This is a genomic window from Aliirhizobium smilacinae (genome assembly GCF_006335145.1).
Taxonomy (GTDB): Bacteria; Pseudomonadota; Alphaproteobacteria; order Rhizobiales; family Rhizobiaceae; genus Neorhizobium; species Neorhizobium smilacinae.
Genome location: NZ_VDMN01000002.1, coordinates 690,409 through 704,053, shown reverse-complemented (window position 1 = coordinate 704,053; position 13,645 = coordinate 690,409). Strand labels below are relative to the sequence as shown.

General features: G+C 60.4%; 12 protein-coding genes. 10 read left to right on the top strand and 2 right to left on the bottom strand.

Translation table 11 applies throughout. From position 1 onward, the window contains the following. Window positions 1-2: 2 nt before the first annotated feature. The gene (locus FHP24_RS14000; RefSeq protein ID WP_139676795.1) at window positions 3-2,333 is read right to left on the bottom strand and encodes a heavy metal translocating P-type ATPase; all 2,331 of its coding nucleotides are present in this window, start codon (window positions 2,331-2,333) and stop codon (window positions 3-5) included. Between the two features lie 272 nt (window positions 2,334-2,605). Here FHP24_RS14000 and FHP24_RS13995 point away from each other — a divergent pair, with 272 nt between their 5' ends. From FHP24_RS13995 to FHP24_RS13975, 4 genes are all read left to right on the top strand, one after another. Continuing rightward, window positions 2,606-3,604, top strand: coding sequence for an ABC transporter substrate-binding protein (locus FHP24_RS13995; protein ID WP_394344625.1), 999 nt, complete (start codon window positions 2,606-2,608; stop codon window positions 3,602-3,604). Between the two features lie 215 nt (window positions 3,605-3,819). Continuing rightward, the gene (locus FHP24_RS13985) at window positions 3,820-4,644 is read left to right on the top strand and encodes an ABC transporter permease (protein WP_139676792.1); all 825 of its coding nucleotides are present in this window, start codon (window positions 3,820-3,822) and stop codon (window positions 4,642-4,644) included. A 5-nt stretch (window positions 4,645-4,649) separates the two neighbouring features. After that, a complete protein-coding gene (locus tag FHP24_RS13980; protein WP_139676791.1) occupies window positions 4,650-5,438 on the top strand; it encodes an ABC transporter permease in 789 nt (262 codons plus the stop codon). Between the two features lie 18 nt (window positions 5,439-5,456). Next, a complete protein-coding gene (locus FHP24_RS13975; RefSeq protein ID WP_139676790.1) occupies window positions 5,457-6,515 on the top strand; it encodes an ABC transporter ATP-binding protein in 1,059 nt (352 codons plus the stop codon). Between the two features lie 461 nt (window positions 6,516-6,976). Here the strand turns inward: FHP24_RS13975 and FHP24_RS13970 are convergent, their stop codons facing one another. Further along, a complete protein-coding gene (locus tag FHP24_RS13970) occupies window positions 6,977-7,972 on the bottom strand; it encodes a glycine betaine ABC transporter substrate-binding protein (RefSeq protein ID WP_139676789.1) in 996 nt (331 codons plus the stop codon). Window positions 7,973-8,151: 179 nt separating this feature from the next. Here FHP24_RS13970 and FHP24_RS13965 point away from each other — a divergent pair, with 179 nt between their 5' ends. The 6 genes from FHP24_RS13965 to speB all read left to right on the top strand — a co-directional run bounded on the left by FHP24_RS13965 (window position 8,152) and on the right by speB (window position 13,545). After that, window positions 8,152-8,382 (top strand): type II toxin-antitoxin system CcdA family antitoxin, encoded by a 231-nt coding sequence (locus tag FHP24_RS13965; RefSeq protein WP_139676788.1) that lies wholly within the window; start codon window positions 8,152-8,154, stop codon window positions 8,380-8,382. Then, window positions 8,382-8,675, top strand: a complete 294-nt coding sequence (locus FHP24_RS13960) for a CcdB family protein (RefSeq protein ID WP_139676787.1) — start codon at window positions 8,382-8,384, stop codon at window positions 8,673-8,675. The genes FHP24_RS13965 and FHP24_RS13960 overlap by 1 nt, the downstream gene beginning before the upstream one ends. A 958-nt stretch (window positions 8,676-9,633) precedes the next feature. Beyond that, the gene (locus tag FHP24_RS13955) at window positions 9,634-10,569 is read left to right on the top strand and encodes a 2-dehydro-3-deoxygalactonokinase (protein WP_139676786.1); all 936 of its coding nucleotides are present in this window, start codon (window positions 9,634-9,636) and stop codon (window positions 10,567-10,569) included. Window positions 10,570-10,580: 11 nt separating this feature from the next. Further along, window positions 10,581-11,204, top strand: a complete 624-nt coding sequence (locus tag FHP24_RS13950) for a 2-dehydro-3-deoxy-6-phosphogalactonate aldolase (protein ID WP_139676785.1) — start codon at window positions 10,581-10,583, stop codon at window positions 11,202-11,204. A 106-nt stretch (window positions 11,205-11,310) separates the two neighbouring features. Further along, entirely contained in the window at window positions 11,311-12,300 is a 990-nt protein-coding gene (gene ftsZ, locus FHP24_RS13945) for a cell division protein FtsZ (RefSeq protein WP_139676784.1), read from the top strand. 189 nt (window positions 12,301-12,489) lie between these two features. Beyond that, a complete protein-coding gene (speB, locus tag FHP24_RS13940; protein ID WP_139676783.1) occupies window positions 12,490-13,545 on the top strand; it encodes an agmatinase in 1,056 nt (351 codons plus the stop codon). Window positions 13,546-13,645: the final 100 nt, after the last annotated feature.

The following is a 13,645-nucleotide window of genomic DNA, read 5'->3' as shown; positions in this document are numbered from 1 at the left end:
ATCTAGCGCCGCAAAAGCCGCAGCGCATTGATCGTCACCAGCACGGTCGCGCCCGTATCCGCAAGGATTGCCGGCCAGAGGCCGGTGATACCGATGATCGTCGTCACCAGGAACACCGCCTTCAATCCGAGCGCGATGGTGATGTTCTGCCAGATATTGCGCATCGTCCGCTTCGACAGGTCGATCATCCCGGCAATATCCGATAGGCGGCCATGCAGAACGGCCGCATCGGCAGTTTCCAGCGCAACGTCGGTGCCGCCGCCCATGGCAATGCCGATATCGGCTGCCGCCAGCGCAGGCGCGTCGTTGATGCCGTCGCCGACCTTGCCGACGACAAATCCCTCGCGCTGCAATTCACCGACAATCCGCTGCTTGTCCTCCGGCATCAGTTCTGCTCGCACCTCGATCCCGAGATCCTTGCCGATCGCCGCTGCCGTACGGGCATTGTCGCCGGTCAGCATCACCGTCTTGATGCCGGCATCGGCAAGCGCCTTCAGCCCGGCCTTTGCATCGGCACGCGGTTCGTCGCGCATGGCGATCGCACCCGCCAGAACGCCGCCGACAACCAGCACGGAAACGGTCTTGCCCTCGTCATTAAGACCGGTGATGCGGCGCGAATGGGCCATCGGCAGGGAGGCCCGCTCTGCGGCGGCCTTCGGCGATCCGAGAAACACCTCTTCGCCACCGACGATCGCCGTCACGCCCTTGCCCCCAAGCGCCTTGGCATCGCTTGCGGCCGGAATGTCCAGCTCATATTCCGCTGCCCTGGCAAGGATTGCCATTGCCAGCGGATGGCTGGAGCCTGTCTCGAGTGCCGCCGAAATCCGCAGCACATCGTCGGCACTGTATCCGAAGGCGATCACATCGGTCACCTGCGGCTTGCCTGAAGTCAGCGTCCCGGTCTTGTCGAAGGCCACTGCGGTCAGCTTGCCAAGCGTTTCGAGCACGGCTCCGCCTTTCAACAACAGGCCACGGCGCGCGCCGGATGAAAGAGAGGCGGCAATTGCTGCCGGCGTCGAGATGACCAATGCGCAAGGGCAGCCGATCAGCAGGATGGCAAGACCCTTGTAGACCCATTCATCCCAGTCCGCGCCGGCCAGGAGCGGCGGCAGGATGGCGACGAGTGCCGCCACCACGACGACGCCCGGCGTGTAATAACGCGAAAACCGGTCGATGAAACGCTCGGTCGGCGCCTTCTTCTCCTGCGCCTCTTCCACCAGCCGCACCACGCTAGCGATCGTATTGTCCTCGGCCGCAGCCGTGACGCGCACCCGCAGCGCCGCAGCGCCATTGATCGTGCCGGCAAACACCTGATCGCCCTCGCCCTTCGAAACAGGCGTGCTTTCGCCCGTTACCGGCGCCTCGTCGATGCCGCTTGTCCCCGCCACGATGACGCCATCGGCGGAAATCCGGTCGCCCGGCCGCACCAGAATGACCGAACCGACGGCAAGACCTTCCGCTGGAACTTCAAGAGTCTTGCCGTTCTCTTCCAGCAGTGCCGTCTTCGGCACAAGCGCCGTCAGGCTCTGGATACTGGAACGCGCCTTGCCGGCCGCCACACCTTCCAGAAGCTCGCCGACCAGAAACAGGAAAACGACGGCTGCCGCCTCTTCCGACGCATCGATGATAACGGCGCCGACCGCCGCAATCGTCATCAGCATCTCGATCGAGAACGGCGTACCGGCGAAAGCCGCCATGATCGCGCGCCGCGCGATCGGCACCAGACCGATCAGCATCGCAGCGGTGAAGATGTAGCTGTCATAGGCCGGGACGAGATGTCCGAGTCCATAGGCAACCGCAAGTGCCAGCCCGACGAGAATGGTCAGCCGGCCCTTTTTCGATTGCCACCAAGGCCCATCCATCGGCCCGTGGTCGTGACCATGAAGACCTTCGATTTCTTCGTGGTCATGGTCGTGCTCGGAGTGATCGTGTCCGCCGCCATGATGATGCGCATGGTCATGCTCTCCATCGTGGTCATGACTGCAGCCGGGGCCATGTTCGTGATGATCGCGCGGCTGGTTGATCTCTCCCACTGTGGGGGAGATGCCCGGCAGGGCGGAGGGGGGTATGCCGCGCTCTGCCTTACCCTTTCGCCCCAATGCCCTGAGCGAATAACCAAGGCCTGACACCTTTTTTTCCATGACTGCGAGATCAGCACTCCCATCGTGGCTGACCGTCATCGTGCCGGCGGCGACCGAAACGGAGACATCCTCGACGCCCGCAACGCGCCGCACCGCTGTGTCGATCTTCGTCGCGCAGCTGGCACAATCCATGCCGCCAACCTTGTAGCGCGCCTGATGTGAGGTCCCGTTATTCGTCCTGTCGTCCGCCATGTCACTCTCCGCCATTGCATCGAGAACCTTTCTAGGACCTCTAGTCACTAGAGCTGCAAGACCCGTTTATAGAAAAGATCATCAGGTCCGGCAAAAACTGCGGCAACAGGACCTTGAAAAACGTGGACTGCACGCCAAACAGGCTTGCAGCGAGATCGCTCAAAAAATAGAATTACCCTCAAAGTCCGGTTGTATCCCGGTCAACCGGTTTTCCGAAAGGTCTTCGTCCCGTGAACGTCTCCCGTGTTCTCCGCGCGTCGGCAGTCGCCGTCATCGCTTCACTCGTCGGCGTTTCCGCCGCCAGCGCCCAGTCGAAGACCCTCACCATCTCGTGGTGGGGTTATAATGGCGAAAAGATGAACGCCAATATCATCGAGCCGTTCAAGAAGATCTGCGGCTGCGACATCGTTTTCGAGACCGGCAACAATGCCGACCGACTCAACAAGCTGCGCCTGCGCGACGGCAAGGGCGTTGACGTCATCTATCTCTCCGACAGCTTTTCACAGCTCGGCATCGAACAGGGCCAGTTCCTCGAAATCGACCCGGCCAAAATCCCGAACCTTGCGGACATCTACGAACTCGGCCGCCAGCCGCAGGGCAAATACGGCCCGGCCTACACGATCGGCCGCGTCGGCATCGTTTACGATTCGGCCAAGGTCAACCCGCCGATCACCTCGTGGAACGACCTGTGGCGCGCCGATCTCGAAAAGTCGATCTCGCTGCCGGGCATCACCACAACGGCCGGCCCGATGGTCGTGCTGCAGGCCGGCAAGCACGCCCAGAGCGATGCCTTTGAAGATAGCGAAGGCGCGTTCGGTGCCATCGAGGAACTGAAGCCGAATGTCGTGAAGAACTACAATACCGGTTCCGAACTGGTAAACCTGATCTCCACCGGCGAAGTGCGTGTCGCCATCGCCCAGGATTTCACGCTGGCCTCGATGCAGGCCGCCGTCCCGACAATGGCATGGGCAAAGCTTTCCGATGGTGACATCGCCACCGTCAACACGATCAACATCCCCAAGGGTTCGGAAAACGTCGAGCTCGCCTACCAGTTCATCAACTTCGTGCTGTCGAAGGACGTGCAGCAGAAGGAAGCCGAACAGGGCGTCGATGCCCCGATCAACACCAAGGTCGAACTGAAGCCGGAGCAGGCAAAAATGTGGACCTACGGTGCCGAACAGGTGAGCAGCCTGTCGCGTATCGACTACGCCAAGATGAACGAAGCCAAGACCGACTGGATCGACCAGTGGAACGAGCTGTTCGCGCAGTAAGGCGAAGTCATCGGAGGAGTACCCCCTCTGCCCTGCCGGGCATCTCCCCCACAAGGAGGGAGATCAGCTGGGCGCACTCGAACAAAAATAGGCACCATTCCCGTAAAACTCGTTCGTCTAAATAGGGCGAAGGTCTCGCCACTTGTGATCTCCCCCCCTTGTGGGGGAGATGGTCGGCAGACCAGAGGGGGTGGCGAGCGGTTGAAAGTAAAAATATGAACAAGTTCGCCAAATGGGGACTGACGCTGCCGGCCACCATTGCCGTCACTCTGCTTCTCGTGGTCCCCGTCCTCATCACCATCGCCACCACATTCGGTGAGCCGAAGGGCGTCTTTTCCACCTATACCGCCTTTTTCAACAGCGGCTTCCGCACCAACATCCTTTATCGCACGCTGAGAATCGCGCTGATCACCACGGCGATCTCGCTGGTCATCGGGTTCCTCACGGCTTACGTCATCGCCCAGATGCCCGGCCGTCTGAAATCCATCGCCATCATCGCCGCGGTTTTCCCGCTTCTGACCGGCGTCGTCGTGCGGTCCTTCGCCTGGCTGATCATTCTCGGCAAGAACGGCATCCTGAACAGCTCGCTCCTCTCGCTCGGCATCATCTCAGAGCCATTGTCGATGCTCTATACCGAGGGCTCGGTCATCGTCGCGATGGTCTATCTCTTCGTGCCGCTGATGATCCTGACGCTGACCGGCGTACTCGAAGGCATTCCGCGCGATGTGGTGGAAGCGTCTGCCTCGCTCGGCGCAAGACCGATCGCCACCTTTTTCCAGGTCATTCTGCCGCTTGCCGTCCCCGGCCTCATCGTCGGCGCCGTGCTCGTCTTTACCGGCAGTTTCACCTCATACGCCACACCGCAGCTTCTCGGCGGCGAGCAGATGATGATGATGGGAACCCTTCTCTACCAGCGAGCCATGGTCACCTTCGACTGGGTCGGCGCCTCCACCATCGCGGCAATCATGGTGGTCATCACCATCGCCGTCGTCTCGATCATGAGCCGCATCGCGCGGCGTCTCAACCCGATGGCGGTGTAGCCAAGATGACAGCCCGTATCCACCCGCTCCTCGGCGCCTTCGCCATTCTGGTCTTCCTGTTCCTGCTCGCCCCGCTGGTCATCATCGTCGGCGCGTCGCTCAGCGATACGACCTATCTCACCTTCCCGCCGCAGGGCCTGACCCTGCGCTGGTTTGCCAATATTTTCGAGATCTCGGCCTTCCGCAACACGGCGATCACCAGTTTTCAGGTCGCGATCCTCGGAACCGGCCTTTCCCTGCTGATCGGCATTCCGGCGGCCTATGCGCTCAACCGCTACCGTGTCGGCCTGCCGAAATGGCTCGGCACACTCTTCATCCTGCCGATCCTGGTGCCGGAAATCGTTTTCGGTTTTTCGCTTCTGAAAACGATCACAATCGGCCTCGGCCTGCCGGTCTATCCGAGCCTGATCATCGGCCATGCGCTGCTCGTGCTGCCCTATTCGGTGCGCGTCGTCGGCGCCTCGCTCGCCTCCTTCGACTTCTCGGTGGAAGAAGCCGCCATCAGCCTCGGCTGCCCGCCGCTGAAAACCTTCTTCACCGTGGTGCTGCCGAATATCCGCGCCGGCGTGATTGCCGCCTTCATCCTCGCCTTCATCACCTCGATCAACGACGTGTCGATCTCGGTGTTTTTGACCGGCCCCGGCATTTCCACCCTGCCGATCCAGATTCTGGCCCATATGGAACAGTTCTTCGATCCCACCATCGCCTCCGTTTCCGTGCTTCTGATGCTGGTTACCGTCGGCGTCATGGCGATCGTCGAAATGACGCTCGGCCTCACCTTCCTCACCAAATAAGCAGAACGCCCCGATCTCATGACCGTATCGCTGACCATCGAAAATCTCTCCGCCCATTACGGCCAGACACAGGTCCTGAAAGACCTGTCGATCTCGGTTGCGGCCGGCGAACTCGTCTCGCTTCTCGGCTCCTCCGGCTGCGGCAAGACCACGACGCTTCGCATCGTCGCCGGTTTTTTAGCACCGACCAGCGGCCATGTGAAACTCGGGGATCGTGACCTCACGACGCTTCCCGCCCATGCCCGCGATATCGGCCTGGTTTTCCAGAACTACGCGCTTTTCCCGCATCTGACGGTGATGGAAAACGTCGCGTTCGGCCTGAAGCAGCGCGGCATCTCCTCTTCCGACCGTGCCAAGCGCGCGACGGCCATGCTCGAACGTGTCGGTCTGGCACCTCTCGCAGACCGCCTGCCCGCAGCCCTGTCCGGCGGCCAGAAACAGCGCGTCGCGCTTGCCCGCGCGCTCGTCATCGAACCGCCGCTGCTGATGTTCGACGAGCCCTTGTCCAACCTCGATGCCAAGCTGCGTGTCGATATGCGCGTCGAGATCCGTCAGTTGCAAAAAGCCAATGGCACGACTTCGCTTTACGTCACCCACGATCAGGAAGAGGCGTTCTCGATCTCCGACCGCGTCGCGATCATGAATGCCGGCCGCATCATGCAGCTCGATACGCCGGAAGTACTCTATCAGAAGCCTGCAAACGCCTTTGTCGCCCGTTTCGTCGGTTTCGAAAACCTGATCCCGATGAAGACCGTCGCCCGCGACGGAGTGATCGTCACGGCCGAGGCAGCAGGCGGCGCAAGATTGCACCTGTCGCAGGATGCCTTCGGTCCGATCAAGGACGATTTCGTCCTCGCCACCCGCCCCGATGGCCTGGTCACGCGCGGCACGGGCGAAGGCATTCCAGCGACGCTCGGCACCCGCACCTATCTCGGCCGCGCCTATCAGTACAAATGCGAGACGGCCGCCGGCGAAATCACGGCCAACGGCGCCTTGTCGGAAATGTTCGAGCCCGGCGCTACGGCAGTGCTCGTGCCGCTGCCCGAACAGTGCTGCATCCTCGATCCCGAGAATTAAATCGCTCCCTCGCGCCCTGATTGAACCTGCGCGACGCAAGCTTCGGTCAATATTGTACCTTCTTGCCTGCACGCAGATGGAGGCATCGGGATACCGGCAAGGCTTTGCCCCGCAGGTTCCTGAATAACAAGGGAGAAAACATGGTCTACGAGTGGGATGCTCGAAAGGCGCGCCGGTCACGGCTCGTCAGGACTGCGATCGTTTGCCTTGCTGTGACGATCGCCTTCCTGCCGCTGTCCTACATCACCCTCGGGTGAAGACGGCGCCAATACAACCGCGTCACCTGTTTGGGTGACGACCTACTGATATAACTATGGTGTCATGGAGTTGGAGTTACCTGAGCTCCGATCTGACTTTCCAGCCTTTAGCCCCTCGTCAAACCAGCGAGGGGCTTTTTCTTTGCCAGGTGGCACTGTGAAAAGCGGAAAAGCCGGACCCACCGCTCGCATCTTGGAGCGAGGTTACAGCGAAGCCTTCACCTTCTCGGCAATCTCCGGGCTTACCCATTTCATCCAGACATCTTCCCGGGTTTCGAGAAAATGCTTGGCGCCATCCGCATTGGTGCCCTGATTGTCCACCTGCCAGGCCAGGATGGTGCTGATCGTGTCATTGGTCCAGCTGCGTGTCTTCAGGTAATCCATCGCCACTGCGTTCTCCTGCGAGAACTTCTTCGTCACCACGGTGAAGACTTCCGAGACCGGATAGGAATTGACCTTCGGCTCGGCGCAATCGAGCACGGATGTGCAGGCGTCCCATTCCGCCTTGTCATGCGGCACATCGAAGGAAAGCCGCACCATCGGGTATTTGCCGAGAATGGCGGTCGGCGACCAGTAATAACCGAGCCAGCCGGTCTTTTTCTCAAAGGCGCCGGAAATCGTGCCGTCGAGTGCGGCCGCCGAGCCGGTATCGGCGATCTCGAAACCCTTGCCCTTCCCGTCAAGCGCGCGGAAAAGATTGCCAAGCGATGCCTGGCACTGCCAGCCCGGAGGGCAATTGTAGATCACACCCTTGGATGGATCGTCCGGCGACGGAAACAGTTCCTTGTGTTCCAGCGCCTGCTGTACGGTCTTGATCTCGGGATGCGCATCGGCGAGGAATTTCGGGATCCACCAGCCATCCTGCCCGCCTTCGGAGAGAAGGCCGGCGGCAATTACCAGACGGTCTTCGGCGACAGCCTTGTCGAGCGGGGTGCGCACCGCATTGATCCACAGTTCCGGCGCGATATCGGGCTGACCCTTCTCGTTCATCGAGGTAAATGTCGGCAGCGTGTCGCCGCTGACCAGTTCCACCGAGCAGCCGTAACCTTCTTCCAGGATGATCTTGTCGACATTGGCGGCGACGCCGGCTGACGCCCAGTTCATCTCGGCGATCGACACCGGGCCGCAATCGGCCTGTGCCGCCCCGGCAAAGGCATAAAGCCCGGCGGCAAGAGCGGCGGAACCAAGGAGCAGTTTCATTCAAGACCTCGTCTTGTTCATTTCAATTTCAGTGCCTTCTGGCATTCGGCGACCATTGGCAGCGTTTCACAACAATCATATGTCGGCCGTCATGTTTCGCAGCCTGCCCACAGAAAAATCGCCAACTTGAATTCATGCGACATGCGCATATAATCTGCGTATCTATTCTGGAGGGTTCGATGCCGTCAGCCAGCCGCAAGGCCGCCAATCTGTCGCTCGACAGCGATTTGCTCACCCAAGCCCGTGAACTGGATATCAACCTGTCGCGCGCCGCCGAAGATGGCATCGCCAAGGCCGTCAAAGCCGAGCGCGAACGTCGCTGGCTGGAAGAAAATGCCGAGGCGATCAAGGCCCATAACGAGTATGTTGCCATCCATGGCCTGCCGCTTGAAAAATACCGGATGTTCTGATGGCGCGTTTTTATGTCTATCAGTTTGGCCGCGGCTTGGTTGTGGATATACAGAGCAATTTGCTTGATACGCTTCACACCCGCGTCGTCGTCCCGTTGGTGCCCGAATCAGAGGCAAAACGAGCAGCCGAGAGACTCAATCCCCGCTTTGAGATAGACGGCACCACCTATGTCATGATGACCGAGTTTCTTGCGGCCGTTCCTGTTGCAAGACTCGGCATCCATATCACCATCCTCTCGCATCGTTCGGACGAAATCACCGCAGCCACGGATTTCCTGTTTCAGGGTTTTTGAAAGGCGAACACCTTGCGCTCTGGCGAATGGCCGTTGTGGAGAGGCAACTTCTAAGATTTAGCTTTCTCTAAGATGTTGAAATCGCTTTCTCTCCCACAAGGGTAGAGACTGGTGCCGCACCCTCGTCGCCCTACCTCTCCCCTTGTGGGAGAGGTTACAAAATCAATATCTTAGCGAAGCTAAGTCCTAGATTTTGTTGGTGAGGGGATCCGCCCCATCGGGGATGTTTCTGGCCCCCACCTCAACAAATCCAATCCCTTACACAAAATTTCATCCTCGCCCTCCAAACCTGTGCCTACAATCACCCCGTTCCGTCACGGATACACCGGCAGGCGTGCCGGCGAGGCGGGACCGACGCTGGTGGTGGCGGGACGACGTGAATCGTCACCACCGGGGTCCGCGGAAAATGGTCTCCCTCCGGCGACACGGGGGAAGCGGATGAGGTTTCGGACCGGCCTTTCCGCTTCTGATGCTCGAACGGCGCGTCGGATGTGCCTGTGCGGCACACAGGGTGGCTTCAGGGATGGTTTCGCCGGGCTGTTAAGTCCGTCCGTGAAAACGGATAGCCCGGCGGCGGTAAAACGGAGTGTTGGCGGTAAGTCGTTCCGCCCGTGTTTCGTGGCATCAGACGAACACCATCCTGAAAGGCCAAGGCAGAGGGACCGGAGTCGCGGATAAAAACTGCCGAACGGGGCGCTGACAGGTGTCACCTATAAACTTAACTTACGAGGCAGCTTTCAGCGCCCCGGCCACCATCCTTCGGCATCCTCGGGATGAGCGAAGCGAAAACCGAGGATCGCCAAGGGCTTATTGTGCCTTCGTGGAAGCCACACAACCAACCACCGCTTGGCACTGACGGCATCCGGCCTAAAGTATGACTTTATCGGCATTTCTTCTCGACAGCCGCCCTGCCACCGCGCTATCGAGGGGCGCAATAATTCTCGGGAGGAAATCTGGAATGCCAACACCTGTGTCGATCATCCTTGATTGGGGTACGAGTTCACTGCGTGCGGCACTTGTCGCCGAAACCGGAGAGACACTCGATACGCGCGACACGACGAGCGGCGGCATCCAGTTCGTCAAGGATGGCGCCTTTGAAGCGGCCCTGATGGAAACCGTCGGCGCGTGGTTCACCGAACACGGCCCCCTTCCGGTCATTGCCAGCGGCATGATCACCAGCCGCAACGGCTGGATCGAAGTCCCTTATGTCGATGCCCCCGCCGGTCTGGCCGAACTCGCCGCCGGCACGAAACAGCTTACGTTGCAGAACGGCGCCATCGTCACCTTCCTGCCCGGCATGCGCGATCCGGCGGCAAAGCCGTTTCCGGATGTCATGCGCGGCGAGGAAACCCAGATCGTCGGCTTCGGCCTGGACAAGGATTGCACCGTTGTCCTGCCTGGCACCCACAGCAAATGGGCGCGCGTCGAGAATGGACGCATTGCCTCTTTCCAGACCTATGCGACCGGCGAAATCTTCGCGCTTCTGACCAAACATTCCTTCATCGCCAAAGCCGTTGAACCGGCTCCCGGCTCAGAACCCGTCTGGTCGGCATTCGATCGCGGCGCTGAATTCGCAACGAGCGATGCCCGCGCCGCCGATGCATTTCTCGCAGCGGTCTTTTCCGCCCGCACCGGCATACTTGCCGGCGTATTGAAACCCGAGGATATCGGCGATTACGTTTCCGGCCTTGTGATCGGCTCTGAATTCCGCCAGGCCCGCGCCGCCGGCTGTCTTATCGCCGGCGAGGCGATCGGCATCGTCGGCAACAATGTCTTGAACAGCCGTTACGGGCGCGTCGCGCCGCTTTTCGACCTCACCGTTGCCCCGAGCCCGCCAGATGCCGCCAAACGTGGCGTTCAACTGATCGCCGGCCAATTGCAATTGACGAAATAAGGACGTTTCCCATGAACCTCCACGACGCTCTCAAAGAATGCAACCTGATCGCCATCCTTCGCGGCATCAAGCCGGAAGAGGTCGAAGCGATCGGCGAGACGCTGATCGAGGCCGGCTGGCGCATCCTCGAAGTGCCGCTCAACTCGCCCGATCCGCTGAAAAGCATCGAAAAGCTGCAGAAGCGTTTCGGCGACAAGGCTTTGATCGGCGCCGGTACCGTGCTGACGCCTGCCCAGGTCGCGGATGTCGCCGCCACGGGCGCAAATGTCATCATCTCGCCGAATGCAAACCTCTCGGTCATCGAAGCGAGCGTCGCCAAGGGCATGGTCAGCCTGCCCGGCGTCGCCACGCCGACGGAAGCCTTTGCCGCGATCGGCGCTGGCGCCACGGGCGTCAAGGCATTCCCGGCCGAAGCCATTCCGCCTCACGTCATCAAGGCGTGGAAGGCCGTGCTGCCGAAGGATATTCCGGTTCTCGCCGTCGGCGGTGTAACGCCCGACAACATGAAGGCTTTCGTGGACGCCGGCGCTGCCGGTTTCGGCATCGGCGGTTCGCTCTACAAGCCCGGCGACGATGCCGCGACCGTCGGCGCCAAAGCCCGGCAGTTCATCGAAGCGATGCGCGCCGCCCGATAGTCTGTCTGCCTTGGGCTTCCTTCTAGCTTCCGACGCAATCGGCAGATAGTTTGGCGAGCGATTCGCCGCTCCATGAAGCGGCACGAAGAACTGAAGGAGCCTGAGGTTGACGGACTTGAAACGCGGCCTGACTGAATTGAAACCGCAGATCACCGTCATCGGTGTCGGCGGGGGTGGCGGTAACGCGATCAACAACATGATCGAGGAAGAACTCCGCGGCGTCGAATTCGTGGCGGCCAACACGGATGCCCAGGTGCTGGCAACATCCAAGGCGTCACGCCGGATTCAGCTCGGAGCCCAGATCACCGAGGGTCTCGGCGCCGGCTCTCTGCCCGATATCGGGCGCGCCGCCGCAGAAGAGTCGATCGACGAGATCATGGACCATCTGGCCGGCTCGCACATGTGCTTCGTCACCGCCGGCATGGGCGGCGGCACCGGAACGGGTGCTGCGCCCGCGATTGCGCGTGCCGCACGCGCCGCCGGCATCCTCACGGTCGCCGTTGTCACCAAGCCGTTCACCTTCGAAGGCCAGCGGCGGATGAAGACGGCAGAACAGGGCATTCTGGAGCTTCGGGATGCGGCAGATACCGTCATCGTCATTCCGAACCAGAACCTCTTCCGCATCGCAGATGCCAAGACCAGCTTCGCCGACGCGTTCATGATCGCCGACCGCGTGCTCTTTTCCGGCGTTGGCTGCATCACCGACCTGATCGTCAAGGAAGGCCTGATCAATCTCGATTTCGCCGACGTGAAATCGGTCATGCGCGGCATGGGTCGCGCCATGATGGGCACCGGCGAAGCGTCCGGCGACAATCGTGCGCTGCAGGCGGCAGAACTGGCCATCGCCAATCCGCTGCTCGACGATATCTCGATGCGGGGTGCCAGAGGCGTCCTGATCTCGATCTCCGGCGGCTCCGACATGACGCTGTTCGAAGTCGACGAGGCCGCAAGCCGTATCAGGGATGAAGTCGAGGCGGACGCCGATATCGTCGTCGGCGCGATCTTTGATCGCAATCTCGACGGCAAGTTCCGGGTCTCGGTCGTTGCCACCGGTCTGGACGGCGATCGTGGTGCTGTCGCTTATCACAACGGCTGAAATCTCACTTCCGTGACATCCCCGGATGTCACGCCCGTGCTATTCTTCCACACCGAACAGGTCCGGCATCTGTTCGGTGTTTTTGTTTTTCAAGCTGCTCCGACTTGCGGTCGGCAGTTTGCTATTCAAGAATGACCGGGCCTGCCCCAAGCAGGCACCGAGAGTGGATAAAAACAAACGGGAACGTCCATGCCATTCGACGACAAGAAACTGGAAGCGCTGCGGACAAAATACGAAAACAGCCCCGGCGGCGAGATTTTCGATCCGAAGTTCAAGAAGGTTGCCGAGAAGATCTTCAACAAGGCCGGAACCCGTGTTGCGCCCTATGCCGGCATCCCGACCCTGCTTGATGCTCCCTATCTGCCTGTCGATGCCGAAAACCCGGAGTTCGGCGATCTGCAGGTCGCCTTGATCGGCATGCCGATGGATCTCGGCGTCACCAACCGGCCGGGCTCCCGCTTCGGACCGCGGGCGCTGCGCGCCATCGAACGTGTCGGCCCCTACAATCATGTGCTGGAATGCGCACCGACCCATGAATTGCGCGTGGCCGATATCGGCGACGTTCCCTTCCGCAGCCGCTACCGGCTGGAGATGAGCCATGACGATATCGAAAAACGCATCGGCCAGATCGTCGATGCGGGCGTGATGCCCCTTTCCGTCGGCGGCGATCATTCAATCACTCATCCGATTCTCAAGGCGGTCGGCAGGAACCGGCCGGTCGGCCTTATCCATATCGATGCCCATTGCGACACGAGCGGCCTGTTCGACGAGACGAAATTCCATCACGGCGGACCGATGCGCAATGCCGTGCTGGATGGGGTGCTTGATCCGACAAGAACGATCCAGATCGGCATTCGCGGTGCCGCCGAATATCTCTGGGAGTTTTCCTACGAGTCCGGCATGACAGTCATCCATGCCGAAGAAGTCACCGGCATGGGCATTCCGGCGATCATCGAAAAGGCCCGCGCGATCGTCGGTGACGGGCCGACTTACGTTTCCTTCGATATCGACAGCCTCGACCCAAGCTTTGCGCCCGGAACCGGCACGCCGGAAATCGGCGGGCTGACGACACGGGAAGTTCTGGAACTGATCCGCGGGCTGAAAGGCATCAACATCGTCGGCGGCGACGTGGTCGAAGTGGCACCACAATATGACTCGACCTACAACACCGCCCATGCCGGCGCGCAGATGCTGTTCGAGATCCTCAGCCTGATGGTTTTCAGTCCTTCACTGGGGAAATCCTGAATATTCAACATCTCTAATTCTTCCTGTGGATGAAGCAAGAAACCACTTCAACCGAACATGACTGTGAATTACAAAATCTTCATTTGACGCGGAAACGCCG